Annotated in this window: 14 protein-coding genes; 6 read left to right on the top strand and 8 right to left on the bottom strand. The window is 63.3% G+C overall.

What is annotated here, in order from left to right:
- Positions 1 to 15: 15 nt before the first annotated feature.
- Positions 16 to 1,146 carry a glycerate kinase gene (locus tag JF70_RS02110; RefSeq protein ID WP_045935113.1) on the bottom strand — a complete coding sequence of 377 codons (1,131 nt, stop codon included), beginning with the start codon at positions 1,144 to 1,146 and terminating at the stop codon, positions 16 to 18.
- Between the two features lie 27 nt (positions 1,147 to 1,173).
- Positions 1,174 to 2,472: a GntP family permease gene (locus JF70_RS02115; RefSeq protein ID WP_045935114.1), complete on the bottom strand. Its 1,299-nt coding sequence runs from the start codon at positions 2,470 to 2,472 to the stop codon at positions 1,174 to 1,176.
- 200 nt (positions 2,473 to 2,672) lie between these two features.
- Between JF70_RS02115 and JF70_RS02120 the strand changes: the two genes are divergently transcribed.
- Positions 2,673 to 3,863 (top strand): CdaR family transcriptional regulator, encoded by a 1,191-nt coding sequence (locus JF70_RS02120; protein WP_045935115.1) that lies wholly within the window; start codon positions 2,673 to 2,675, stop codon positions 3,861 to 3,863.
- Between the two features lie 30 nt (positions 3,864 to 3,893).
- Here the strand turns inward: JF70_RS02120 and JF70_RS02125 are convergent, their stop codons facing one another.
- Positions 3,894 to 4,613: a DUF4391 domain-containing protein gene (locus JF70_RS02125; RefSeq protein ID WP_045935116.1), complete on the bottom strand. Its 720-nt coding sequence runs from the start codon at positions 4,611 to 4,613 to the stop codon at positions 3,894 to 3,896.
- A gap of 150 nt (positions 4,614 to 4,763) precedes the next feature.
- Between JF70_RS02125 and JF70_RS02130 the strand changes: the two genes are divergently transcribed.
- Together JF70_RS02130 and JF70_RS02135 are read left to right on the top strand one after the other, a co-directional pair.
- Positions 4,764 to 5,798: an alpha/beta hydrolase gene (locus JF70_RS02130; protein ID WP_231578807.1), complete on the top strand. Its 1,035-nt coding sequence runs from the start codon at positions 4,764 to 4,766 to the stop codon at positions 5,796 to 5,798.
- Positions 5,799 to 5,911: 113 nt separating this feature from the next.
- On the top strand, positions 5,912 to 6,115 hold the full coding sequence (locus JF70_RS02135) for a hypothetical protein (protein ID WP_015021464.1): 204 nt from the start codon (positions 5,912 to 5,914) through the stop codon (positions 6,113 to 6,115).
- Positions 6,116 to 6,190: 75 nt separating this feature from the next.
- Here the strand turns inward: JF70_RS02135 and JF70_RS02140 are convergent, their stop codons facing one another.
- The gene (locus JF70_RS02140; RefSeq protein ID WP_045935118.1) at positions 6,191 to 7,561 is read right to left on the bottom strand and encodes a sugar porter family MFS transporter; all 1,371 of its coding nucleotides are present in this window, start codon (positions 7,559 to 7,561) and stop codon (positions 6,191 to 6,193) included.
- Between the two features lie 321 nt (positions 7,562 to 7,882).
- Between JF70_RS02140 and JF70_RS02145 the strand changes: the two genes are divergently transcribed.
- Entirely contained in the window at positions 7,883 to 8,839 is a 957-nt protein-coding gene (locus tag JF70_RS02145) for a nucleoside hydrolase (RefSeq protein WP_045935119.1), read from the top strand.
- A gap of 51 nt (positions 8,840 to 8,890) precedes the next feature.
- Entirely contained in the window at positions 8,891 to 10,279 is a 1,389-nt protein-coding gene (locus JF70_RS02150; protein ID WP_045935120.1) for an MFS transporter, read from the top strand.
- A gap of 198 nt (positions 10,280 to 10,477) precedes the next feature.
- Here JF70_RS02150 and JF70_RS08455 read toward each other — a convergent pair whose 3' ends face one another.
- Complete coding sequence (locus JF70_RS08455) at positions 10,478 to 14,065, bottom strand: RCC1 domain-containing protein (RefSeq protein ID WP_082069344.1); 3,588 nt, start codon at positions 14,063 to 14,065, stop codon at positions 10,478 to 10,480.
- A 417-nt stretch (positions 14,066 to 14,482) separates the two neighbouring features.
- On the opposite strand from JF70_RS08455, the gene JF70_RS02160 reads away from it, so the two are divergent.
- Positions 14,483 to 15,511, top strand: coding sequence for a LacI family DNA-binding transcriptional regulator (locus JF70_RS02160; RefSeq protein WP_045935121.1), 1,029 nt, complete (start codon positions 14,483 to 14,485; stop codon positions 15,509 to 15,511).
- Between the two features lie 5 nt (positions 15,512 to 15,516).
- Here the strand turns inward: JF70_RS02160 and JF70_RS02165 are convergent, their stop codons facing one another.
- From JF70_RS02165 to JF70_RS02175, 3 genes are all read right to left on the bottom strand, one after another.
- Positions 15,517 to 17,940 (bottom strand): beta-L-arabinofuranosidase domain-containing protein, encoded by a 2,424-nt coding sequence (locus JF70_RS02165; protein ID WP_052690692.1) that lies wholly within the window; start codon positions 17,938 to 17,940, stop codon positions 15,517 to 15,519.
- A gap of 240 nt (positions 17,941 to 18,180) precedes the next feature.
- Positions 18,181 to 21,633, bottom strand: a complete 3,453-nt coding sequence (locus tag JF70_RS02170; RefSeq protein ID WP_197069083.1) for an RCC1 domain-containing protein — start codon at positions 21,631 to 21,633, stop codon at positions 18,181 to 18,183.
- A 377-nt stretch (positions 21,634 to 22,010) separates the two neighbouring features.
- Entirely contained in the window at positions 22,011 to 25,712 is a 3,702-nt protein-coding gene (locus JF70_RS02175; RefSeq protein WP_045935123.1) for an RCC1 domain-containing protein, read from the bottom strand.
- Between the last annotated feature and the right edge of the window lie 68 nt (positions 25,713 to 25,780).

Consider the following 25,780-nt stretch of genomic DNA (forward strand, 5'->3'; position numbering starts at 1 on the left):
GATCCGAGAGTCGGATCAGGCCAGGAGCCTGCCGATGTTCTCGGCCACTGCGGATAGGTTGTCGGCGGCCTTGGCCATGGCATCCTCAAGGCTGACGGCCCCCGGGCTGATGCTGAAGATGGCGTCGATGCCCACCTTGTAGAGCTCTTCGGTCCCGGCGCCCACGTTGCCAGCCAGGGCGATGACCTTGCAGCCGGGGGAGGATTCCTTGACGGCCTGGGCTGTGCCCATGGGGGTCTTGCCGAAACCGGTCTGGAAGTCGATGCCGCCCTCGCCTGTGAAGCAGAGGTCGGCGCCACGGGCCAGTTCCTTGAGACGGGTGGTCTCCACCACGATGCTGACGCCCGAGGCCATGACGGCCGGAGTGAAGGCCAGGAATCCTGCACCCAGACCACCGGCGGCCCCCGCGCCCGGCTTGGCCTCCACCTCCCGGTGTAGGTCCTTGCGGATGACGCCAGCATAGTGGGCCAGGGCCGCATCCAAGGTGGCCACCATGGATGGGTCCGCCCCCTTTTGCGGGCCGAAGACGGCCGACGCTCCCTCGGGGCCGGTCAGGGGGTTGGTCACGTCCGAGGCCAGACGAATACGGGTGCGGGCCAATCGGGGATCCAGCCCGGAGACGTCGATTCGGTCCAGCCGGGCCAGCGCCGCTCCACCCTGGGTCAGTTCATGCCCGTCGGCATCCAGGAACCGGGCACCCAGGGCCTGGGCCATGCCGGCGCCGCCGTCGTTGGTGGCCGAGCCGCCCAGGCCGACGATGATCTCCTGCGCGCCCTGGTCCAGGGCCTTGCTGATCAGCTCGCCCGTGCCGTAGGTGGTGGTGACCAGCGGGTCTCGGGTCTGTTCGTTGACGAACTGGATGCCGCTGGCCGCAGCCATCTCGATGGCGGCTGTCCGTCCGTCACCCAGGATGCCGTAGCTGGCGTTCACGGTCTGACCCAGGGGTCCGGTGACCTGGGCCTGGATCATATGGCCTCCGGTGGCATCGACCAGGGACTGGACCGTGCCCTCGCCACCGTCGGCCATGGGCACCAGGACCATTTCGGCCTTGAGTGGGCTGCGTCGCAATCCGCGTTCGATGGCCTTTGCAGCCTCCTTGGCGGTCAGGCTGCCCTTGAAGGAGTCGGGTGCAATGATGATTTTCATGGTTGTTACCTTTCCTGATCCGTCGTTTCAGAAGACCAGATAGACCAGCATGGCCACCAGGGTCATGGTCAGGCCCACCAGGAACTCAAAGGGGACCACCTTCATCCGCTCGCCCAGGGTCATGTTGATGGACTTGGCGGTGACGTGGAAGTAGTTGCCGTGGGGCAGCTGGTCGATGACCGTGGCGCCCGCCTGCATGGTGACGGCGGCGGCCACCCCCGAGGTGCCGAAGGCCAGGATGGACTTGCCGAAGGAGCTGCTGCCCAGGATGACGCCCGTGGAGGTGGAGGCTGTGGCTGCGGCCATGAGGATGCCGGCGATGGGGGCCAGCATGGATCCGGGCACGCCCATGGCGTGGATGATGTTGACGATCTGCTTGGGCAGGTCGGAGCTGGTGATCAGCCCGCCCAGGGCTCCGGCTCCGATCAGGATGAGGACCACATCAACCATGCGCTGCAGGCCGGCGCTGGTGTACGTGAGGATTTTGCCGCCCTGTCCCATGGCCAGCAGGCCCAGGATGGATGCCAGGGGCAGGATGTACATGGCATCCACCTGGAACCGCTCCAGTAGGCCGATGTGCAGTATGGAACCCACGGGGTTGAGCAGGAGCAGGACCACGGCGGTGATCGGGGCCACCAGGGAGCGTCCCAGGGAGGGCAGATCCTTGTCCTTCGAGGCTTTGGCCGCGTCCTCGCCCAGGTCGTCCATGGTGACGATGCGCCCGCGATGCTGCATGATGGTGGCCAGCAGGACGGCCATGGCCAGTCCGCATAGTGCCGGGATGAAGCTGCCGATCATGACCGCCGAGGGCTGTATGTGGAATCCCGAGGCCACCGCGATGGTGTTGGGGTTGGGGGAGATGATGTTGCCGGCTTTGCCTCCGCCGGACAGGGCGATCAGCAGGGCCAGCTTGGAGATCTTGAGTCGGCTGCCGACCTCGATGGCGATGGGTGCCACGATCAGGACGGCCACGGGGATGAAGACTCCGACGGCGCAGATGATCATGGTGGCCAGGGCCAGGGAGAGGATGGCCATGCGCTCGCCCAGGCCGTCCACAATGGCCCGGGCTATCCGGTTGGCGGCGCCGGACTCCATCATGACCCCCGCCAGCACGCCGGCAGCCAGGACCCGGATGACCGTGCCCATGACGCTCTGGGAGCCGGCCACCACGATGTTGACGGTCTGGCCCAGGGAGGCGCCCCCGATCAGGCAGCCTACGATGGCTCCCAGCATGAGCGCATAAGTGGTGTTGAGCTTCTTCAGAATGAGGATGATGGCCAGGGCCAGACCCAGCAGAGCGGCCCACCATGACAGGGTAATATCCATGTCGGTTCCTTTGATCCGTAACTTGTGCCAGGGACCAGGGTCGGCATCGTCGTAGCTGCCGGACCAGTAACGATCCCATATTATTTCTCACTTTCAGTGTGGCTCTGTTGTGCACTTTTTGCCAGGGCACCCATACTCGAAAAGCGATGGATGGCGATGACAAAAATGGTTCATGTACCATGTTCGTAGGGAGGCGAGCCATGACTATAGACCCTGCGACGGCGCAGACAATCGTCGACAATCTCAAGGATGTAATCGAGTACAATATCAACTTTTTCGACACCGAGGGAACCATGGTGGCCAGCACTGATCCTTCGCGCATAGGCAGCTTCCATGACGCGGCCCGTCAGGCGGCCGTTGACTGCCGGACCGTTGCCGTGGATCGTCGGCATCCTTATCAGGGAGCCCGTGACGGGGTCAACGTGCCGGTGGTGCTCAACGATGCGGTGGTGGCGGTCATCGGAATCACGGGTCCTGTGAACAAGGTGGGCGCTCTGGGCGGGATCATCGAGCGCATGACCGAGCTCATGCTTTGCGCCAACATGGAGCAGATCGCCCGATTCAACCGGCGGATCATGACCAGCAACCTGGTCAACCTGCTGACCTTGGAGCACAAGGACGACGAATTGATGAACGCCCTGGCCCTGGCCCTCGATCTGGATCTGTCGGGTCCACGGCGGGCTCTGGTCGGCCGGGCGCCAGGTATCCGGCTGGAAAGGCTCAACCAGGATCGGCTCTACGAGAGGCTCTGCCAGACGTGCCTGTCCTTCGGGGTTCCCCTTTTCGCCGTGAGCCCCAGGGACTTTCGCGTCTATGCGCCGCAGATGGAGGACGCCGAGTTGGATGAGTTCGTGGCTGCTCTGCGTCAGGCCCTGGGCAGGGTGGTCGGCTCCAAGGTGGTGCTGGGTGCGGGGATGATCCAGGCGGACCCGGGCCAGTACTGGCACAGCTACCGGCAGGCCTGTGTCGCCGCGCGCTGGGCCGGGTTCACTGCCGATGACCAGCGGTATCGGTACGAGCAGATGGGCGCGGGGCGGCTGATCACCTCACTGCCCACCGAGCAGTGCCGGGCCTTTGTGGATCGGGTCTTTGCGGGACTGGAACCGGATCGCGTCGATCGGTTCGAGAGGGTTTTCAACGCCTACACCCGGCACAACGGCAGCATCACCCACGCCGCCCAGGAGCTGTTCATCCACAAGAACACCATGCAGAACCGACTGGATGCCCTGGCCAGAGAGACAGGCTACAACCCCCGCCGCCTGAGCGATTACCCCATCCTGGCCACGGCCTTCGAACTGCGCAGATACCTGGCCTACAGGGATATTCCCGACGAGAGCGCCGAGCTGGGTGACCATACTGAGACCGCTGACCAGCCGCAAGGGACGAATTAGGCCGAACCAGGCCCGGCTGGACGCTGTGTCCTAATTCCCGGACGTCTGGTTATCGGCGGAAAGCCGCTTCAGCTCGGCGCGGACCTTCTGGAGCTTGGCGAAGGCTGTGTTGCGGTTCTGGGTGGTTCTGGCCCGGCCGTGGTCCCCGGCCAGCTTGGCCTCCTGGGCCTTGAGCAGGTCGATGCGCTCGCGGACGGCGAGTTGGCTGTCCAGATCAGTACCGTCAGTCCGGTCCAGGGTCACCTGGGCACACAGGCTGTCCCAGAGCTGGTCCATATCGTCGCCGACCAGGGTCAGATTGGTCTTATCGGCAGGGCGTGGCCTGCCCAGGTGGAGCGTATGCCTGGTCTCATGACCGGCCTTGGTGGGCAGGGCCCGGCGGACGGCCGGCGTACAGACGAGTCCCTCCTCACCCTGGTGAATGGTGATGAAAACCATACCTGAGGAGCGCATGGCGGCGATGTGTTCCAACACGTCCTCCGGCACATCGGGGGTCTTCAGCCCGATGGCCATGACCAGTACCTCATGGCAGTGCGCGCCATCCGCCACCGGGATGGTCCCGGGCCGCAACAGGGCCAGCATGACGATTTTGTCGACGCTGGTGGAGAAGTGCTGGCGCAGCCGTGAGGAGATGGGCGGTCGCGTGGTGAAAGCCCGTATGGGCAGTTCGCCCTTGGCTGCTGGAATGGCGGTGGTGGGCGGCAGGCCCAGGGAGAGCGCGGATACGCCTTCGTAGCTTGCGATTGTCATCCTTGGCCTTTCTGTCGCTGTTCCCGTCATTCTACCGGCAGGATCGCGACCAGGGCCAGGAGTGTCCGTTTGCCGGCAAGGTATATTGGCTGTAAACCCGCAAGACCGGATGCGAAAAGCTGTACGGGTTGGATTGATGAGGGCTGAATGATGAGCAAGGATGCACAGATGACCGTAACCGACGAGGAACGTGAACTGTTGGAGGGATGGACCGAGGTCGACGGGGACCTGGATGGTTGCAGTCCCGATATGGTTCGGGCCGTCCTGGGCTCCCGGCTGACCTTCGGGCGCATGGATGCTCCCCGTTCCCGTCACTGGCAGGTGCCCGAGGGGGTGGACTGCTTCAACGACATCGCCTATGTGGACGATGGTTTGCGAGCCCACAAGCTGGATCTCTACCTGCCTCATGATGTACTGCTGCGCAACGGCAGGGTTACCCCGGTCTACATCGACATCCACGGCGGCGGGTTCATGTACGGCTACAAGGAGCTCAACCGGAACTTCTGCACCCACCTGGCACAGCGCGGCTTTGCGGTCTTCTCGGTCAACTACCGGCTGATACCCAGCACGGACTTCATGGGGCAGCTGTCTGACGTGCTGACGGCCCTGACCTGGATCAAGAACCACCTGGACGAGTATCCGGTTTCGTCCGACCGGATCTTTCTGACGGGAGACTCGGCCGGAGGCACCCTGGCGCTCTATATGCTGGCTGTGGAGTCCGATGGCCAATTCGCGCAGAGGCTGGGGCTGAAGCCTGCCGGGCTGCGGCCCAGGGGCGCTGCCTTCGTCTCAGGCCTGTTCGATCTGACTCCTTACTTATCGGTGGATCCGGAAGACTCCCATTCAACTGGATCTGCCACCAATGCCCTGGCCATGGTTGCCCCATCCTTCTTCAGAAGCTTCGTGCAGGCTGGGGATGACCAGGTGGCCGACCTGACGACCATGGTCGACATGGTCCACCTGCCGCCGGTCTTTCTGAACACCAGCGCCGACGACTTTCTGCAGGGTGACGCGCTCAAGATGGCCGGGATTCTGTGCGGGAAGGGCCGCGACTTCGAGCTGCACGACCTGAGGCCCAACCGCCTGCAGACCCTGGGACACGTCTATCCGGTGGCCATGACCTGGCTGGAGGAGAGCCGACAGGCCCTGGACCGGATCCACGATTTCTCCTACGACCTGATTTGAGCCTCCATGCGCGCCCGGTTCATCCGTTCGCTGGCTATGATGAGAGGAGAAAGGTGGGCACCGATGGCGCAAGGCCCCCGGTGTCTGCATCGCCGCTTACAGAGGAGTGATTCATGGACGAGAAGACCTTGGTAGAGAAGCTGAGCAACCTGGAGACCATCGACCAGCTGGTTGACCTGTCCAAGGAGATCGGCCAGCCCCTGTCATACAACGACGCGGACCAGCTTTTCGGCAGGATCAACCAGTGCAAGAATGATGTCGCACAGCTGGGCGGCGACACCATCGCCAAGCTGGCCAAGCAGGTCTTCAACATCTGAGGCATCAGAATCTGAGTTATCGGATTCCATGAGGGCGGGCCTGTATCCGGTTCCGCCCTCTTCTTATACTCGGTTTCATGCCCGGGCCCGGGCCTCCTGCTCGATCTGGGCCAGGCTCTTGCCTCGGGTCTCGGGCACCATGACCCAGGCGAACACCAGGGCGCACACATTGATCAGGGCGAAGAGCAGGTAGGTGCCGGTTCCGCCCAGTCGGGCCAGCAGGGTGGGGAAGACCAGGGAGAGGCCGAAGTTGGTCAGGTTCATGGCCACGTTGGCGTAGCCCATGCCATGGCTCTTGACCTGCTGGGGGAAGATCTCGGACAGGAGCAGCCAGGTGACCGGGGCCACCAGGCCCTGGACGAAGACCACGTAGATCATCATCATGCCGATCATGATCCAGGCGGCAGTCCGTGACCCGCTGCCCAGGGCGCCGACGAACCGGTAGCAGACCCCGATGGCCGTCAGAAAGATGATGGTGCCTGCAAGTCCCACAGCCAGAATGGCGCGGCGGTCGAAGCGGTCGATCAGTCCCAACCCTCCGATGATGGCCGCTATGGCGGAGACCAGGATGACGGGCACGGTGGCCACCATGGACAGGGAGGGGTCGAAGCCCAGGGTGTCGGTGAAGATGGTCGGTGCGTAGTAGTTGACGATGTTCAGCCCGGTCAGCTGGTTGATCATGGCCACGCCGATGCCCACGATCAGCACCCGTCGGAGCCAGGGGGCCTTGAAGCCGGCGGTCTTCGCGCTCGCCGGATGCGACAGCTCCTGCATGGTCACCCGGGCCTCTGCCTTGTCGCGGGTGGATTCCAGGAAGACTGCTGCCTGGTCCGATTGGCCACGGCGGATCAGGTGGGCCGGGCTGTCATGCAGGAAGCAGGCCAGCAGGGCCAGCAGGATGGCCGGAGGCACCAGGGCCCAGAGCATGGTCCGCCAGTCGGCACCCATCCGGTCCAGGATGGCGTTGACGCTGACGGCCAGCAGCTGCCAGACCACGATCATGACCGAGTTGACCGAAACCACCCGTCCGCGTTCCTCCGTGCCGACCATATCGGCCAGGTAGATGGGTACGATGGTGGAGGTCATGCCGATTCCAGCCCCGATGATCAATCTTCCCAGACCAAGCAGGATCAGGCTGGGGGCCAGGGCGCTCAGCAGGGCTCCAGGGATGGCCAACAGGGCGCCGGTCAGGATGATGCGCTTGGGACCGAAGCGGTCGTTGAACCTTCCTGCCAGGTAGGATCCCAACGCGGCACCTATCAGCAGGGCTGAGGTGACCATGCCCTGTTCGCCGGCCGTCAGGTGTCCACCCGGGCCGGAGCCCAGGTTCATGCCGATCAGCGCGCCGGAGATGACGGTCAGGGTGTAGCCGTAGAGGCCGCCGGCCAGCACGCCCAGGGCGGTCATCAGTTGCAGATTGCGCCGCCGTCCTTGAATTGCAGCCATGGGCTCCCCTTTCGCCAGATCATCCGGGCTTAATCAGGGTAATCATAGGCATCTGGGGGAGTGGCCCGTCGGTCCGGCTCGCCATTGTGGATAGTGGAATCAGCCGGAGAACCAGCTGCTGGATTCGCTATCCGGATTCGTCATCCGGGCCCTGGTTGCGGGCGATATGAACATTTGAGGACATTGTCCACGACTTGCGCATGTCATAGGGGAGCGAAACCGCTCGATTTCGCATATGATAAACAAGCATCCACCACAAGGACATCGTGGATGCATACGGCCATGGTTCCATACAGCCATGGCGATGAAAGGAAACATTGTATGCGTAAGCTGATTCTCGATCTGGACACTGGTGTCGACGACACTCTGGCTATCTCCTATGCCCTGGGCAGCCCCGAAGTTGAGCTGATCGGCATAACCGGCACCTATGGCAACGTGCTCCTGGAGCAGGGCATCCGCAACGATCTGGCCATCACCGACCTGCTGGGTCATCCTGAGGTCAAGGTCTACCCGGGCCTGTCCCACGCCTGTAAGGCGGACTCCTTCGAGGTGCTGCCCGTCTCCGCCTTCATCCACGGCGAGAACGGCATCGGCGACGTGGCCATCCCCGACTCGGACCGCAAGGCTGAGACGGAGTCGGCCGTGGACTTCATCATCGATGCGGTCAACACCTACGGCAAGGATCTGGTCTACGTGCCCACTGGCCCCATGACCAACATTGCCGCCGCCCTGGCCAAGGAGCCTGACATCGCCCAGCGCATAGGCTCCATTGTGCTCATGGGCGGGGCCCTGACCGTGCCGGGCAATGTGGACGCCTGGCAGGAAGCCAACATCTCCCAGGACCCGGACGCGGCCGATGCGCTCTTCCGCTCCGGCGCTCCCGTGACCATGGTCGGCCTGGACGTGACCCTGCAGACCCTGCTGACCTACAAGGAGACCGCCCGCTGGCGGCAGCTGGGCACTGCGGCAGGCAACTTCCTGGCGGACATGACCGACTTCTACATCAAGGCCTACGAGACCACCTCGCCCCATCTGGGTGGTTGCGGCCTGCACGATCCGCTGGCCGTGGGCGTGGCCGTGGATCCGACCCTGGTCACCACCCTGCCCATCAATATGAAGGTGGAGACCGAAGGCGCCACTCGCGGGCGTACCATCGGGGACGAGCAGCGGCTCAACGACCCGAACAAGACCGTGCGCGTAGCCGTCGGCGTGGATGTGCCCCGCTTCCTGGACGAGTTCATGACCCGGATCACCAGGCTGGCCTCCCAGGCCGACTGAGGTCCTCCATCCCCGGCAAGTTCACGCAAAAGAAAGAGAATTGAAGACATTATGTCCGAAAAGCAATCCACCGAGGATTCGACAGCCGTACGATCGCTGATCCTGCTGCTGATCACCTTCGTCCTGGGCACCCTGTGCCTGCAGGGCTTCAACCTGGTCTTCCAGCAGGTCGGCAAGGATGCCGGCGCCCCCGACCAGGCCTCGCTGATCACGGCCCTACCCAGCATCGTCCTGGGCATCGTCTGCTTCATCTACGGGTCCCTGGGTGACTTCGTATCCCTGCGCAAGCTGGTCACCTTCGGCCTGTGCATACTGTTCATCGGGTCCGTGTACGGATACGTGGCCAACACGATCATGGCCCCCAACATCTGGAATGTGATCGCGGCCCGGCTGCTGCAGACCGCCGGCGAACAGGTGGCTGGCTCGGCCTACCTGGTCGTGGCCACCAAGTACCTCAAGCCCTCCCTGAAGGTGATCTTCTTCGGCATCTTCACGGCAGGCTACCAGGTGTCTGCAGCCATCGGCATCTTCGCCGCCGGCCTGCTCAGCTCCATAGCCTGGCAGTACCTCTTCCTGATTCCCGCGGTCACCATCATCTTCCTGCCCATCCTGCTCAAGAGCCTGCCCACCGGCGGCGGCAACGGCGAGAAGGTGGACTGGCTGGGCTTCGTCATCTTCGGACTGGCCACGGCCCTGCTGACCCTCTTCTTCTCGTACACGGCCTGGTGGCTGCTGGCGGCCTCCGCTGTCTGCTACCTGATCTTCGCCGTGTACATCAGCCGGGCCCGGAGCCCCTTCATCACCCCGGACTTCTTCCGCAACAAGCGCTGGCTGATGGGTATCGGGCTGATCCTGATCTTCTACTTCATGAACTACTGCATGTCGCCCATCTTCAACGCCATCGGGCGTGACGTCTACAAGGTGTCGACCACCACGGTCTCCCTGCATGTGGTCTGGGCCTTCCTGGTGGCCGCCGTGCTGGGCACCACCTCGGGCGCCATCGTGGACAGGATCGGACGCAAGCCCGCCATCATCATCGCCGCCTGCCTGATGATCCTTGGTTTCGCAGGGACGGCCCTGGTGGTCAATTCCGGCCTGCTGGCCCTGACGCTGACTGCCTGCGTCTACTATGCCGGGGTCGGACTGATGTATTCGCCCATCGTCTCCACCGTGCTTGACACCCTTCCACAGGATCAGTCGGGCCGCGGCGTGGGCATGAACGATCTGGTCATGAACGTGACCGGATCCATCGGCATCGCCATCATCGGCGGCCTGATGGGCAAGCCCAGCCTGGAGGGTTTCAGCATCATGGGAGCCACCGGGCCGGCCGCCAACTACAGCAACCTGCTGCTGATCGGAGCTGCCGTGTCCCTGCTGGGCCTGGTTGTGTATTTGGTCTGCAAGAAGACCATCTACGCCACGACTGCCGACCAGCAGTAGAACAGTTGTAGTCGACCGTCCGAGCTGGATAAGAGGAGTCGCTTCCTCTGTTCCGTTCGGGCGGTCGACTGATTGTGTGGTGGGGGCGCGGGAGGGAGTGTCGGCTCTCTTGGGGGTTTGGGCCTTAAGTGACACTTTTCCTCCCTGCCCCCTATATGGGCCGGGGCGGGGGGATTGATACGCGCCCCAGGCCTTTTCTTACTCGTGAGAAGCGTGAAGCAGTTGGCGTGTTTCCCTCCGGTGGCGGCAGGATGCCAGCACCCCACCCATGCCGGTCATGCCGGTGGCCAGGGCCAGCAGGATGCCTTCCCCTCCGGCGCGGGGAAGCACGCCTGCGGGCAGGTACGTGTATCTGAGGGAGGTGTCGGTCAGGGTGATTCCTGTGCCACCCATCGTGTAGTCCACGCTGACCGTGACCGTGCCCGGCAAATGTGCGGGCGTGGTCACGGTGACGCTGCTGCCGTCGCCGCGCGTCAGGTCTGATGCGGGGGTCTGGTCGAATCTGACGCCGGTGATCACCAGAGCCAGGTTGAACGACACCGGCACAGGAGCCGACTTGTTGTTTGTGCTGTTGTTGCCGAGCTGGCCAGCGCTGTTGTCTCCCCATGCCCAGGCGTTGCCGTCGCTGCCCACGGCCAGCGAATGAGTGTATCCGGCGCTGACTTGCACGGCTTGCAGTCCTTTGCTCGTGTCGGTGGGGCTGGCGGGGTCGCGCACGCGCATAGGAACAGGATTCGCGTCACTGGTCCCGCTGGCGGTGTTGTTGTCGAGCTGGCCATAGGTGTTGGATCCCCATGCCCAGGCGTTGCCGTCGCTGCCCAGGGCCAGGGAATGATCGCCTCCGGCGCTGACCTGCAGGTAGGTGAAGTCCGCTGGCAGGTCCGGGTACGTGCTGCGGTCGGGCGTCTTCACCCTGACCGGCGCATGCCGCTCGCTGGTTGTCCCGTCGCCGAGCTGGCCATGGCTGTTGTTTCCCCAGGCGTAGGCGTTGCCGTCGCTGCCCAGGGCCAGGGAATAAGAGTATCCGGCGCTGACCTGCAGGTAGGTGAAATCCTTGGGTAGGTCCGGGTACGTGCTGCGGTCGGGCGTCTTCACCCTGACCGGCGCATGCCGCTCGCTGGTTGTCCCGTCACCGAGCCGGCCATTGTCGTTCCGTCCCCAGGCGTAAACGTTGCCGTCGCTGCCCAGGGCGAGCGAATGATCGCCTCCGGCGCTGACCTGCAGGTAGGTGAAGTCCGCTGGCAGGTCCGGGTACGTGCTGCGGTCGGACGTCTTCACCCTGACCGGCGTGGTCTGTCTGGTGCTTGTCGTCCCGTCGCCGAGCGCGCCAATGAAGTTGTATCCCCAGGCGTAAACGTTGCCGTCGCTGCCCAGGGCCAGGGAATGCTGGCCTCCGGCGCTGACCTGCAGGTAGGTGAAGTCCGCTGGCAGGTCCGGGTACGTGCTGCGGTCGGGCGTCTTCACCCTGACCGGCGCATGCCGCTCGGTGGTTGTCCCGTCACCGAGCTGGCCCCAGTAGTTCCATCCCCAGGCGTAGGCGTTGCCGTCGCTGCCCACGGCCAGGGAATAATCGCCTCCGGCGCTGACCTGCAGGTAGGTGAAGTCCGCTGGCAGGTCCGGGTACGTGCTGCGGTCGGGCGTCCTCACCATGACCGGCGTAGACCGGTGGCTGCGGCCTGTCCCGTCGCCGAGCTGGCCATAGTAGTTGCCTCCCCAGGCGTAGGCGTTGCCGTCGCTGCCCACCGCCAAGGAAAAACCAGCGTATGTTGATCCGCTGACTTGGCTGAACCTGATGCCCCGGCTGGCGCTGTCTGGCGGGGTGATGGTGGTGGATTCCCTGCCCAGCTGGCTGCCCTTGTCCGGGCTGATGCTCCACGTGCTGTTCCGGCTTGCCGGCGTCCACTTGGCGGTCAGGGTCAGATTCTTGGTGACGGGCTTGCTGAAGTCGTAGGCGACCTCGCCGGTGAACCATCCGTCGAACAGGAAGCCTTGGCGCGTAGGGTCGGGGGAGGGCCGCTTCACCCTGCCGTTGGTGGTGGGGAAATGCTGGTCTGCTGGTTCGGGTTTTCCTCCGCCCGTGTTGAATCGGACCGTGAGCGTGGATCTTGGTTCCGTGCCTCGTGTCAGCGGCTGGTCGACCGTGTACTTCAGGCTCTTGGTGAAGGGCTGGCCGTCCTGACTACCTGTGATGAGAATGGCGGCTGGCCCCGGCTTGTGTGCGGGCATGTCCGCCTGCCATGAGCCGTTGTTCCTGGTGAGTTTAAGCGGCTGGCTGTCCATGCTGGCTGATTCCAAGGTGGATTCTATGATGGTGTTGATTCTTACTGGCTGGCCGGGCTGGCCCTGCCCGTCCAGGCTCCACCTGTAGATGCCGCCCTGCCTGTCCCAGGCGGTGATCCTGCTGCCGATGCGAACCGCTTGCATGTAGCGTTGGTTCTCTTTATTCGCACTGGTGGGTGTTTCGCCGGGCTTCCAGGCCCAGATATGGCCGTCCTTGTCCACGATGAGGGCCTGGCTGTCGTTGGTGGTGATCCGGCTGGCTTTCATGCTTTTTGGCAGGCTGAAAGCTGTGATGCTGGTTGTGCTGTCGGCCAGGTGATGGGTATGACCGTCTGTGTCCAGCAGGAGGAATCCCTGGTTGAGGGCTTGGACTTGGACGATGCGCATGCCCGGGTCCTGCTTGATGCGTTCTGGTTTGGCTTTCCCGGTGTTGATCGTCTCCAAGGTCCAGGCTTGTCCGTCCGCGTCCACGATGAGGGCCTGGATGCCGGAGGCGACGGCGGTGACGGCCTGCGCCTGCCCGGGCAGGCTGAACGACGTGGCCCGCTCAGTGGATTTCGGATCTTGGCCGGCCTGGTGGCTGTGGATTCGGCCCTGCCGGTCCACGGCCAGCAGCAGGTCTCCGTTCATGCTGATGCTGGTGAACCCGACATCCTGTCCGGTGTCGAAGAGCGTAGGCGCGGGCTGCTGGTTGTCCCAGGTGTATATGTGCTGGTCGGATCCGAGTGCTGCCTGCAGGTGGCTGCCGGCTGTGGCCTGCTGGTAGTGGAACCCTTCGTGAGCCTGGGCGGGGAAAGGAACCTGTTTGGGTGTGTGGTCCTGCGTCCAGGTGTGGATGCGGCCGTTGCCTGTCAGGCCGATAACCTGCTCTCCTGCGGTATGGACGTTGACATAGTAAGGCTCCTGCAGGCTGGGCGGCTTGATGGTTAGCCTAGTGCCGGTGGCGGGCCCGTGCTCCGGGCTCAGCGTCCAGTCCGTGGTTTTCGACCAGTGTGCTTTCAGGGTGGTGTCCTGGAGGATGGGGGTCTGGAAGTCGTAGGGCTGGCCGTCACGTGTCCACCCGTCGAACCGGAAGCCGGGACGTTGCGGGTTCTGCTGCGGGGGAGTGGCGAGGGTGCCGGTTTTCACAGTTGATTGGGTAGGCGTGTTGCCGTCGGCCGGGTCGAAGTTCACCACATGCGAAGTTTGATCAGCGGTATCGGACGGCTTGGTTGAAGTGAATCCTGTGTTGTCGGGTGTTCCCGTCGTCGATGACGGGGTGTTTGGGCTTGCTGTTGGACTTAATGATGTGGTGGCTTGTATTGGCGAGGGTGAGGGCAGTGGAGTGCTGGTTGTGCTGCCGGGGGGGATGCCGGGGGGTTGTTCAGCTGTGTGGGGGGTCTGACGACCCCACTCGATGAATGGGGGAGCGTCCGCGTCGGCGGTCGCGGTGCCCAGGCCTGCCAGCAGGCCCAGCAGGAGGATCGTCGTCGCCGAGGCGCGACGCAGACGGGTACCCAGATGCATAAGCCGACAACCTTTCGCCCACACCGGACACGACCACTTCGAACATCCCCAGAAACGTGCCGATGAATCCCTGCTTACAACGTCCTATCCGTCAGGATGCCGTCCAGCTCTCCACTGCTCAAGCCAGCCCCCACGCCGGCGTACAAGCCATATCGAAACCCAGCCAACTCCCCAACACCACTACACTCATCATGCTACCTGAAAAAACAAGAACACACGACGCCGTTTGTGATATCGGATCCGTATAGGTCAAGCCAGCCTCGGGCTTCGTGCCAGCACAGCGTCTCTGTTTACCGCCTCACTGAAGACAAAGCAAGCAAACATCGTATTGCAACCCGTATTTCAGCTTCAAGTTCCTTGTCTGCCCGGCGATAGAATGGTCTGACGAATCAGGCGCGAGGGAAGCGACGGCTAAAAGTGACGACTCTGGATGATGTAGCTGGCCAGGCCGGGGTGTCGCGGATGACGGCATCCAATGCCTTGCGCGGCAAATCCTCGGTCAAGCCCGCCACGGCGCGTCGTGTGCTGGAGGCGGCTCAGCGGCTGGGATACCGGCCCAATCTGGCGGCCCGGCGGCTCAGCTCGGGCAGGTCCGGAATCATCGGCTTCTCCACTGTGGAACTGGATCGTTCGCCCTTCTCGGCGGCCTTGGCGGCGGCGGTATCAGATCAGGCCGTCAGCATGGGGTATCAGACACTGATCCAGCAGACCAGGCAGATGGCCAGCTATGAGTCCTCCATGGTGGCCGACATCGCCACCCAATTCTGCGAGGGAACCATCCTGTCCGCGCCGGCCCTGTCCGCTGACTTTATAGCCGCGCTCAATCGGCGCTATCCCCTGGTGGTTTTCGACGGGCCTCGACTGGACCGATCAGTAGACACCGTGCGCAGTCCTAACCGCCAGGGTGCCCAGGCGGCAGTTGGGCATCTGATAGACCATGGTTGCCGGCGGATTCTGGTTCTTGGCGCCGCCTACAAAGCCCCGGACGAGCTGGCCCAGTCCAGCCTGGGGCGGGAACAGCGGCTCTTGGGGGCCATGCAGGCAGCACAAGGCCACGGAATCCGCATAGGGCCCGAAGATGTGGTCGATTGCGACTGGGATCAGGGCAGCGCCGACCAGGCCATGGCCGCCTTGCTGACTCGCCGCAGGGATTTTGACGGGGTCTTCGCCCTGACGGATGTAGTGGCCATCGGGGCCCTGCACGCGCTGGGGGAGCATGGGGTGCGGGTGCCCGAGCAGGTGGCCTTGGTCGGTTTCGACGGGCTGGAAGTGTCCCGCTTCCTCACGCCCGCCCTATCGACCATCCGCGTGGATACGGACCGGGTGGCGGCCGAGTGCCTGCGACTGCTCATGGCTCGGATGAAGGATCCGCCCGGCAGGCATCAGCCCGAGCAGGTGGTCCTGCCTTTCACGCTGGTGGAGGCTGGCAGCACAGCCCGGTCCTGAGCCCTTCAACCGCGAATCAACGCCAGAGTCAGCAGGTCAGGGGTGGGACCCTCGGCTCCGGCCTGGATCTGCACCCTGACGGCCCGGTCGGGCAGGGCATCCAATCCTCGACCTGTCAGGGGGTAACGGTCCAGTATTATGCCGTTTTCGCGGCTTCTTACGGGCTGGCCCAATTCCAGGCCTTCCGTCCGCAGCCAGTAGGGTGCAGTGCTGCCCTGGTCCCGCATGGCCACCTCCAGCATTTTCGCACCGCCGGAGGCATCCCGCAGCCGGTACGAGAAGCAGCCTCCAGCCAGGGCGTGACGGGTGTTGATTCCTTCGATCAGCTCCTGCCGGTCATTCCTGCCCTGATACTCGTGGTCGATTTCGGACTGCTGGGACCCGCAGTCCACCCGGTCGCAGACCTGCAGCTCGTGGGCCTGCTCCTGTGCATCAATTTCTTCCAGGGCCCGGTGAACACGGTCCGTATCGCCATCCTGCGCCCAGGGCAGGTAGACCGAGTATCGGGAGGCCTCGATGGAGGTGAAGGGGACCAGCAGCAGGCGTGAATCGGTCCACCCTTGTTTTCCCTCCATGGGTCGGGAGACGGCCACCTCTATGGCGCCGTCATCCTGGGGGTGGGGCAGCAGGAAGTCCTGGGGCTCTCCCTGGAGCACGGGCAGGTCGCCCAGCGGACGCAGGGGGCCGGAAGCGATGTGCCCGGCACGGGAGTCGTCGGCCTTCAGGCCAATCAGGTCGGCATCGTCGCTGCGGGCGGCCATGACCTTGACGCCGCGCAGCAGGCTGACCCAGTCCGAACCGTCCGGCAGGGGCTCTGCAGTCACCCGGACCCGGTGGCACAGCTCCAGGCTCACTCGGCCGGTCCAGGTCAGATGCAGGTGGTCGAAGCGGGGGTTGCCTTCCGAATCGGGCTTCGCCGGCTCGACGGTCATGTTCGCCTGGCCTTGCGCGATCCGGTAATCGGCATTCTCCAACCACCAGGGATGGCGTATGTCGAGGTCCAGGGTCTGCTGGCTTTGGTCGTCGGCCTCCAAATCGATTCGGCCCAGGTTGGTGGTCCCGGGGCCGGGAGCGTAGGCCAGGCTGATCCGCAGCCCGCGCTGGGACCAGTCCAGGCTGGCGGGGATGAAGAGGTTGACCGCCAGGGACTCGGATTCCTGGCCGGGATCCTTTCCGGGTCGACGCTCGAAGATCATGGCACCGTAGCGGGCGTGGTTTTCCAGGCCGGTGCCCACGCAGCACCAGAAGGAACGCTGGGCGCTGGAATAGACCCGATAGTGCCGGGGTCGCATGGGGGTGAAGTAGACGAAGCCGTGCTCGCGGATGCCCACCGTGGAGACCAGGTGGTTGACCAGGACCCGCTCATAGAAGTCCAGGTAGCGGGCCTGTCCGGTGCGGTCGTAGAGGCGCAGGGCCAGCTTGGCCATGTTGTAGCTGTTGCAGGTCTCCAGGCCCTCGCGGGAGGTGACCATGGCCGAGAAGTCGTCCGGCGGATTGAAATGCTCGGAGATGGAGTGGGCCCCGATGGAGACCGTGCGCTTGTCCACCACCCCATGCCAGAAGGTGTCCACGGCTGTGTGGAAGGCTTCGTCTCCGGTGATCTCGGCCAGGCGCTCGTAGCCCAGGACCTTGGGTATCTGCGTATTGGCGTGCAGGCCGGTCAGCTGGTCCTTGCCGACGGCCAGCGGCTCGAAGAAGGGACGGTCGGTCAGGCGACGGGCCTGGCGAAGATAGCGGTCGTTCCCGGTCAGCTGATAGAGGCGGGCGAAGGCCTCGTTCAGGCCCCCGTACTCGCAGGTCAGCATGGTCTGAAAATCCTGTTCGTCGATATTGTCTGCCAGGTCGCACCACCAGTCAGCCAGGCGCAGGACCATGACGCGGGCCATGTCGGAGGCGCTCTTGGTTTGGAAGGACTGCCAGCAGTCCAGCAGGCCGGCGAAGAGCTTGTGCAGGTTGTAGAGGGGCACCCAGGAGCCCAGCAGATCGAAGGACTGGGCCTGCACCTGGCCCTCCCGCAGGTTCCGGAAGAGCTCGGCGCTGTGAGGCATTCCGCCCAGAAAGCCGTCGCCCGAGGCCTCCTGGCACTCGAGCAGGCCTGTCAGCATGCGGGTGGCGCGCTCCAGGAAGGGCCAGGTTTGCAGAGTCTGCCAGTAGGCCGCCAGCCCGGACAGGTAGTGGCCGCCGATGTGGCCGTCCAGGCCCATGGACTCCCAGTTGGGGTATGGATCCGCCTTGTTGGTTAGACCTGCCTCGCGCCGGTAGGGGGCCAGAAGGCGATCGGGATCCAGGCTCAACAGGTAGTCCGCGCCGGCCTGCTGTGCATCGGCGTAGATGCTGCCGGGGGTCAGGCGGACCTGCGATGGGTTGAAGCGGGCATCCAGCTCAGTATGGTCCTGCACGGACTGGGATTGATGGCGCGCGTCGGTCATGGCTCCTCCTTGTAGTGCCGTTCGGACAGGTCTGCGATGGCTGAGTCGGCGGCATTGCTGCTGATAATTGTAGCGCTACATATCTTGCCCATTCCAGCAATGCCGCCATGCGATGCCAAAGCCGTCTGGCGGAAGAATATGGGTGGCCCCGTTGCGTTGGGGGAGTTGGGGCCACCCGTGTGGTCCGGGCCTGTGTTTGGGGATAGTGATAACCCGGACCTGCTTACACGAGGGAAGTCTTTATTGTCGTCGGCTGAGGGTTTCCAGCCGGTGGCGCCTGGCTGCTGCGGCGCAAGCGAAGGCGAGCAGCCCGGCTATGAGCAGGGGGAGCAGGCCGCCTCCGCCGGCCCTAGGCAGCACGCTGATGGAGTTGTATCTATACGTGTTGCTGGTGTCGGGGGTCTGGTCTGCTCCGTTCAGCCTCCAGTCGATGGTGACGGTTGCCATGCCGGGCATATGCGCCGGCGTGGCAACTGTCCAGGTGCCGTCGGGGTTCCTGGTCAGGTCGGAGACTTCAATATTGTCGAACAGGACATGCGTGGGGATGCCTAGTTCGGGGAAGTTGTCCTTGGCTGGACTGGCGGACCAGGTGTCGCCGGTGTCGCGGCCCAGCTGGCCCTTGGCGTTGTCCCCCCAGCTGTAGAGGTTGCCGTCAGATCCCAGAGCCAGGCAGTACGATGCACCTGCGCTGGCCTGGGTGAAGGTGATCCCTGCCGGGGTATCCACCTTGTTGGGCCTGCCTGCCGAGGTTTTGCCGCTGTCGCCCCAGGTGTACAGGCTGCCATCGGAACCCAAGGCGATGGAATGCTTGCCTCCTGCGCTGGCCTGGGTGAAGGTGACGCCAGCCGGGGTGTCGACCTTGCCGGGCTTGTCTGCGGGGGTGCTGCCGGTGTTGCCCCAGGTGTAGAGGCTGCCGTCGTCGCTTACGGCCACGGAGTGGCTTCCGCCTGCGCTGGCCTGGGTGAAGCTGACGCCTGCCGGGGTGTCGGCTCTGCCGGGCTTGTCTGCCGGAGTGCTGGTGGTGTTGCGCCCGAGCTCGCCGTGGGTGTTGTCTCCCCAGGTGTATATCTCGCCTTGTGTGTCCACGGCCACCGTGTGGCCCTGGCCTGCACTGACACTGGTGAAAGTAACATCTGCCGGGGCGTCGGCCTTGTCGGGTTTATCAGCGGGGGAGCCGCTGGTGACGGTACGTCCCAGCCGGCCGGCGCCGTTGTCACCCCAGGTGTAGATGTTGCCGTCCGAGCCCAGACCCACGGCATGAGATCCTCCTGCGCTCGCCTGGACGAAGGTGATGCCTGCCGGGGTCTCAACCTTGTTGGGCCTGTTGGCTGGGGTGCCGCTGGTGACTGTGCGCCCGAGCTCGCCGTGGGTGTTGTCCCCCCAGCTGTAGATGTTGCCGTCCGAGCCCAGGGCCACGGAAAATCCGTAGCCCGCGCTGACATGGATGAAGTTGATGCCTGCAGGGGTATCCGCCTTGCTCGGGTGGCTGTCCTGCTTGCCGGCGGTGTCGCGGCCCAGCTGCCCATGGCTGTCGTTGTCCCCCCAGGTGTAGAGGCTGCCGTCGGAGCCCACGGCTGCGGAATGGAGGTCTCCTGCATCGGCTTGGCTGAGCCGGATGCCGCGTTCCGGTGGCGGGGTCAGGGTGACGGTTTGGCCACCGGTCTCAGGCCCGTTGTCCTTGTCGAGCTTCCACCTGTTGCTGTCGGCACTGCTCCAGTGGGCGGTCAGAGTCGCCGAGCCGGTGACCGGCCTGCTGAAGTCATAGGCTGTGTCGCCGATGAACCAGCCGTCGAACAGGTGTTTATTCTTGGTTGGATCCTTGGCGGGGGGTTTCAGTCGGTTTCCCTCGGTCACGGGTTGGAAACCGAACCCAGTGCCACCGTCGGGGTCGAAAACGATAAGGTAATTGCCCAGGTATCTGTAGGACAGACGCGCGTCTGGACGCTCACCGTTCATCTTCCAGGTGATGACTACATCAACTCTGCCATGGTCATGTGGGGGCGTGGTGACGCTCCAGGTGCCGTCAGGGTTGGCGTCGAGGTTGCTGCCGGGCGTCCCGCCGAAACTCACATTATCGGGCTTGGGATCCTCAGGGAAGGCGACCATGCCAAGGCGGCTGTCGTACTTGCCGCTGGTGGGGCGTCCCAGCTGACCGTACTTGTTTTCTCCCCAGCTGTAGAGGTTACCGTCGGAGCCAATGGCCAGGGAATGGGAATAGCCTGCGCTGACCTCGGTGAATTTTGCGACGCCTGCCGGTGTAGGCACTTTGCCCGGCTTGACGTCGTATTTGGCTGACCCGGTGTCGCGTCCCAGCTGTTCGCAATCGTTTAGTCCCCAGCTGTAGAGGTTGCCATCCGAACCCAAAGCCAGGGAATGTCTGTGTTCTGTGCTGACCTGGGTGAATTTCGTGACGCCTGCCGGCATGGTCACTTTGCGCGGCGTGCGGTCTTGCCTTGCCGGGGCGGTGTTGCGTCCTAGCTGGCCATATTCGTTCCATCCCCAGCTGTAGAGACTGCCGTCTGAGCTGGTGGCCAGGGATGTCCACTCTCCAGCCTTGATCCAAGTGAATTTCTTGACGCCTGCTGGCATGATCGTCTTGCGCGGTGAACGGTCACGGAAGGGATATCCGCCGGCGTAGCGTCCCAGCTCGTCATAAGTGTTGTCGCCCCAGCTGTAAAGGTCACCGTCCGAGTCAAGAGCCATGGAGTAGAAGGTTCCTGCGCTGATCTGGGTGATTTTTGTGATGCCCTTCGGCAAGTTCACCTTGCCTGGCTTGACGTCGTATATGGCAGAACCCGTGTCACGTCCAAGTTCGCCGTACTTGTTTTGTCCCCAGCTGTAGAGGTTGCCGTCCGATCCCAGTGCAAGGGAATGCCATTTGCCTGCACATGCTTGGGTGAAGTGGACGCCGGCCGGTGGAGTGACCAGCTTCGGCTGATTGTCTATCTGGGAGTCGTCTTTTGGTGTCGTGCTTACAGCTTCGCGTCCCAGTTCTCCGTAGGTATTGTGCCCCCAGCTGTAGAGATTGCCGTCTGAACCGATGGCCAGGGAATGGGAGTAGCCTGTGCTGACCTGGGTGAAGTGGACGCCGGCCGGCGGGTTGACCAGGATTGGCGTGCGCTTTTCGTCTTCAGGAGTCTCCAATTTGTAGTTGTTGTCTCCCCACCGGTAGAGGTTGCCGTCCGAGGCGATGGCCTGGGAACCTTCTTCTTTTGCCGGGATGATGTGGCTGAAGCGTATGTCTGGTTTGGTGGGCGGGGTCAGGGTGATTTTGGCGTATCCTCTGGTTTTTCCGGAGGCGGGGGAGAGGCTCCAGGCGCTTGTGCCCTTGGTCCAGTGGGCGGTCAGGGTGAGGTCTGTGGTGACGGGCTGGGTGAAGTCGTAGGCCACCTTGGAGTCGCCGTTGGCGTCTTTGGCGAACCAGCCATCGAACAGGTAGCCGTCCCTGGTCGGGTCTTGCGCGGGACGGCTGGCCAAAGCGCCGTCCTTGACGTTCTGGGACTCGATGCCGCTGCCGTCTGCGCTGTCGAAGACGACCCGATACGAAGTTGAACCTGCCTGAGCACGGCTTGCTGCCGTACCGACGAATGCGTCTGTTTGCCGGTCTGCTGTAGTTTCTTCCAGTCTGGTCGGCTGGGCCGGGCCGATCGGTTTCGCGATGGCGTCGGCCGCAGTGAGGCCGCCGATGATCATGCTGGCTGGAAGAATGACGATAACCTTCAAAAGGTCTACAACAATGGCTGACCGGGAAGACGCGTCCGGATGGCACATGATCGCTACAAACCCCTTTCCCAAGGTAAGGCAATCCGATGATGAAAACCCCAAGTTTTTTCATCGGCTGCATGCCGGGCACGTTCCCGGTAGCTAGAAAGAACGCTAGCATGGAGGGTCGGTTCTGAAGGGGAGCAACACTCGGATAAAACGAGTAAAAAATATTATGTCAAGTTGGGACGTGGGTATTTTCCTCTAGGCGCAGAGATGAAAAGGAAAATGGGTGGCTCCCTGATATCAGGGGGGAATGCGGAGCCACCCATCATGGTCGGGCCGTTCTTGGGGTGCGGTCCGACCGCTTACTCGAGCGAAGCGAATTCGTGCCTGTGGAGTCCGGCTGCCAGGGCGCCGGCGGCGGCAAGCAGGCCTGAGGCGAGCAGGAGGAGCACTCCCGTCTTGCCTGTAAGGGGCAGGATGCCTTTGAAGGTATAGCTGAGGTGGGTCGGGGTCTGGTTGGCGGCCCCCAGGGACCAGTCCACGATCACATCAGACAGTCCCGGATTGTGGGCTGGCGTGGCCAGGGTGACCGACCCGTCAGCGTTCTGCTGCAGGCTGCCGGCGGGTGTCTGGTCGAACCTGACGCCGGTAATCAGCGGCGGCGGATATAGCGCCACCAGCGTCGGCGTAATGATCTTCGTGCCGTTGTTGCTGCCCGTGCCGAGTTGCCCACGGAAGTCGTATCCCCAGCTGTAGAGGTTGCCGTCCTGACCGATGGCCAGGGAACAAGCTGATCCTGCGCTGATCCGTGCGACCGCGAACCCCTTGCCTGCGTTGTCCTGGCCTGCAGGGGGTGACACTTGTGAGGGGACGAGCAGCTCGGAGGTGCCCTGGTTGCTGCCCAACTGATCAAAGGTGTTTTCTCCCCATCCCCAGGCTGTGCCGCTCTGGTCGATAGCCAGCGAATATGTGGCTCCGGCGATGATTTGGGCGGCCTGGAATCCCTGGCTGGCATCGGCAGGGTTTTTTACCTGCGTGGGTGTGGACCGGTCGGTCAGCGTGCCATCGCCGATCTGGCCATCCGCGTTCATTCCCCATGTCCAGGCTGTGCCGTCCTGACCGATGGCCAGTGCGTGGACTTCACCGCTGCTGATCATCCTGGCCTTAAAGGTCTTGCTGGCGTCCTTGGGATCGGGCACGGGGGCCGGGTCGGCGGCATATGCGGTGCTGTATTTTCCTGTGCTTTGGCCGTTGCCGAGCTGTCCGTGGTTGTTGTATCCCCAGGTGTATACGTTGCCGTCGGCGTCCAGGGCCATGAGGAAGCTGTATCTTGCGCTTACCTGGACCGCCTTCAGCCCATTGTCGGAGCCGCTGGGATCCTTGGCCAGGGCCGGCGTCAGTTTGGGCGCGCTATAGGTGTCCTGGTCCTTGGTTTCGCTGCCCCAGACGTAGACGCGCCCATTCAGGTCGATTGCTGCCGAGTCGGTGAATCCGGCGGTCACCTGGGTGGCCTTGAAGGGTTGTCCGTCTGGGCCCTTGACGGGCTGTGGCTTGGAGTGGTCTTGCCTGCTGCCGTCGCCAAGCTGGCCATATTGATTTTGTCCCCAGCTGTAGACGGTCTGGTCGGAGCCGATGGCCAGCACGTGGGTTCCGCCTGCGGCGACCTGCGTGTAGGTGAACCCGGTAGCTGCGCCGTCAGGCAGGGGGACCTTGGTCGGCGCGTACTGTGTGGCCGTCGTACTCGGATCCTGGCCCAGCTGCCCGTAGTCGTTGCCGCCCCAGGCGTAGGCATTCCCATCGCTGGTCACCCCTATAGAAAAACCGGCAAAATTATCGCTGGCGCTTATCTGGTTGAAGCGGATGCCCCGGCTGGTTTTGGGCGGGGTGATGGTCACCTGCTGGCCGCCCTGGGCATCGCCATTATTCGGGCTGATTGCCCAGCTGCCGATGTCTGCAGGGCTCCAATGGGCGACCAGGGTGATGCTGCTGGTGACGGGCTGGCTGAAGTCATAAGCCACCTTGGATTCGCCTTTTGAGTCCTTGAGGAACCAGCCGTCGAACAGGCAGCCGTCTTTGGTCGGGTCTGCGATCGGGCGTGTGGCCTGCCTGCCTTCGGTGACGGACTGGGGTCCGGGCATGCCCGAGGGTGCTGTAGGGGAGTCACTGTCGGAAGAAAAAGTGACATGGTAGGTGTTCACGTATTGGTAGGTCAGGTGGGTGTCGGGCTGCTGGCCGTTCATGCCCCAGATGATGGTGACATCGGTCTTGCCTGCTGCATGCTGGGGCGTGGTGACGCTCCAGGTGCCGTTCGACTCGGCGATGAGGTTGGTGCCGGGCGTCCCGCCGAAGCTGACGCTGACGGGTCTGGGATCCTCGGGGAATGTGACTGTGCCGGGGTGGGCGTCAGAATGACCAGTGGTCGTGCGTCCCAACTGGCTTCGGCTGTTGTCTCCCCAGCTGTAGAGGTTGCCGTCCGAGCCTAGGATCAGGGAGGAGGTATTTTCTGCGTTGATCTGGATGCAGCTGATGCCTGCCGGCAGGGATACTTTGCCCGGTACGACATTTCTCAAGCTGTTGGCATCACGTCCCAGCTGGCCGAATTTGTTGCTCCCCCAGCTGTAGAGGTTGCCGTCCGAGCCTACGGCCAGTGTGTGTTGGTTTCCTGCGCCGAACTGGGTGAATCTCGTGACGCCTGTGGGCAGCGTCACTTTGCCTGGATCGATGTTTTGTGTGGGTGTGTCGGTATCTCGTCCCATCTGGCCGTAGCTGTTGTAACCCCAGCTGTAGAGGTTGCCGTCTGAGCCCATGGCCAGAGAACACCATCCCTGTGCGGCAATCGCGGTGTATTTCGTAACGCCTTCCGGCAGGATCACTTTGTTCGGCAGGGTTCCTGGCTGTTCGCTGTTGGTGTTGCGTCCGAGTTCGCCCTGAGTGTTGTCTCCCCAGCTGTAAATGTTGCCGTCCGAGCCCAGGGCCAGGGAATAGAAGGTTCCCCCGCTGATCTGGGTGCAGGTGATGCCTGTCGGCATTGACACTCTGCCTGGCGTGGCGTCGTAGGTCGCTGATCCCGTGTCGCGTCCCAACTGGCCTCGGCTGTTGTCTCCCCAGCTGTAGAGGTTGCCGTCCGAGCCGATGGCCAGGGATTGCGAGTATCCGGCGGTGAACTGGGTGAAGTGGACGCCGGTCGGCGGGGTGACCAGGCCCGGTCTGTCAGCTGGCGTGATGGTGGTGCTGCGTCCCAGCTGCCCGTTGTCGTTTAGTCCCCAGCTGTAGAGGTTGCCGTCCGAGCCCATGGCCAGGGAAAGGCTCATTCCTGCGCTGGTCTGGGTGAAGTGGACGCCGGTCGGCGGGGTGACCAGGCCTGGGGTGCCTTCTGGCGCCTTGCTCGGTGCGGTGGCTGGTATCTTATTGGTGTCGCGTCCCAGACTTGCTTTGTTTTGTCCCCAGCTGTAGAGGTTGCCGTCCGAGCCTATCGCCAAGGTATGCCATAGACCCGAGCTGATGTGGCTGAATCGTACGCCGGGTTTGGCGGGTGGGACCAAGGTGATTTTGTCGCCTCCGGCGGCTGACCCGGAGGTGGGGGAGAGGCTCCAGGCACTGGTTCCCTTGGTCCAGTGGGCGGTCAGGGTGAGGTCTGCAGTGACGGGTTGGGTGAAGTCGTAGGCAAGATTGCCGGTGAACCAGCCGTCGAACAGGTAGCCGTCCCGGGTCGGGTCCTTGGCGGGCCGGCTGGCCAGTGCGTCGTCATCGACGTTTTGAGGGTCGATGCTGCTGCCGTCGGCGCTGTCGAAGGTGACGGTGTGCCTTGTTGAGCGTGCCTGGGGGCGGCTGTCAGGTGTTTGATCGTGTTCGGGTGTGGTGTTCAGTGGCGAGGGTGTTGGTGTCAATGGGGACCGGGGTGTCGTCGGCATGGCCTGCAGCATTGGCTGGCTTGTGTCGGTGTTGGTGTTGGTGTCAGTGTCGGCTGTGGCGAGGCTGCCCATGATCAGACATGCGGGCAGGATGATGGCAAGCAGAAGGCTCGCGGCAATGCATGGCCGGGCAGAAGCATCCCTATGGTGCATGATGGCTGCGAACCCCTTTCCCCAAACAGGTGGCTCGATGATGAAAATCCCCAAGTCGCTTCACGAGA

Source organism: Bifidobacterium mellis, assembly GCF_000967265.1.
Taxonomy (GTDB): domain Bacteria; phylum Actinomycetota; class Actinomycetes; order Actinomycetales; family Bifidobacteriaceae; genus Bombiscardovia; species Bombiscardovia mellis.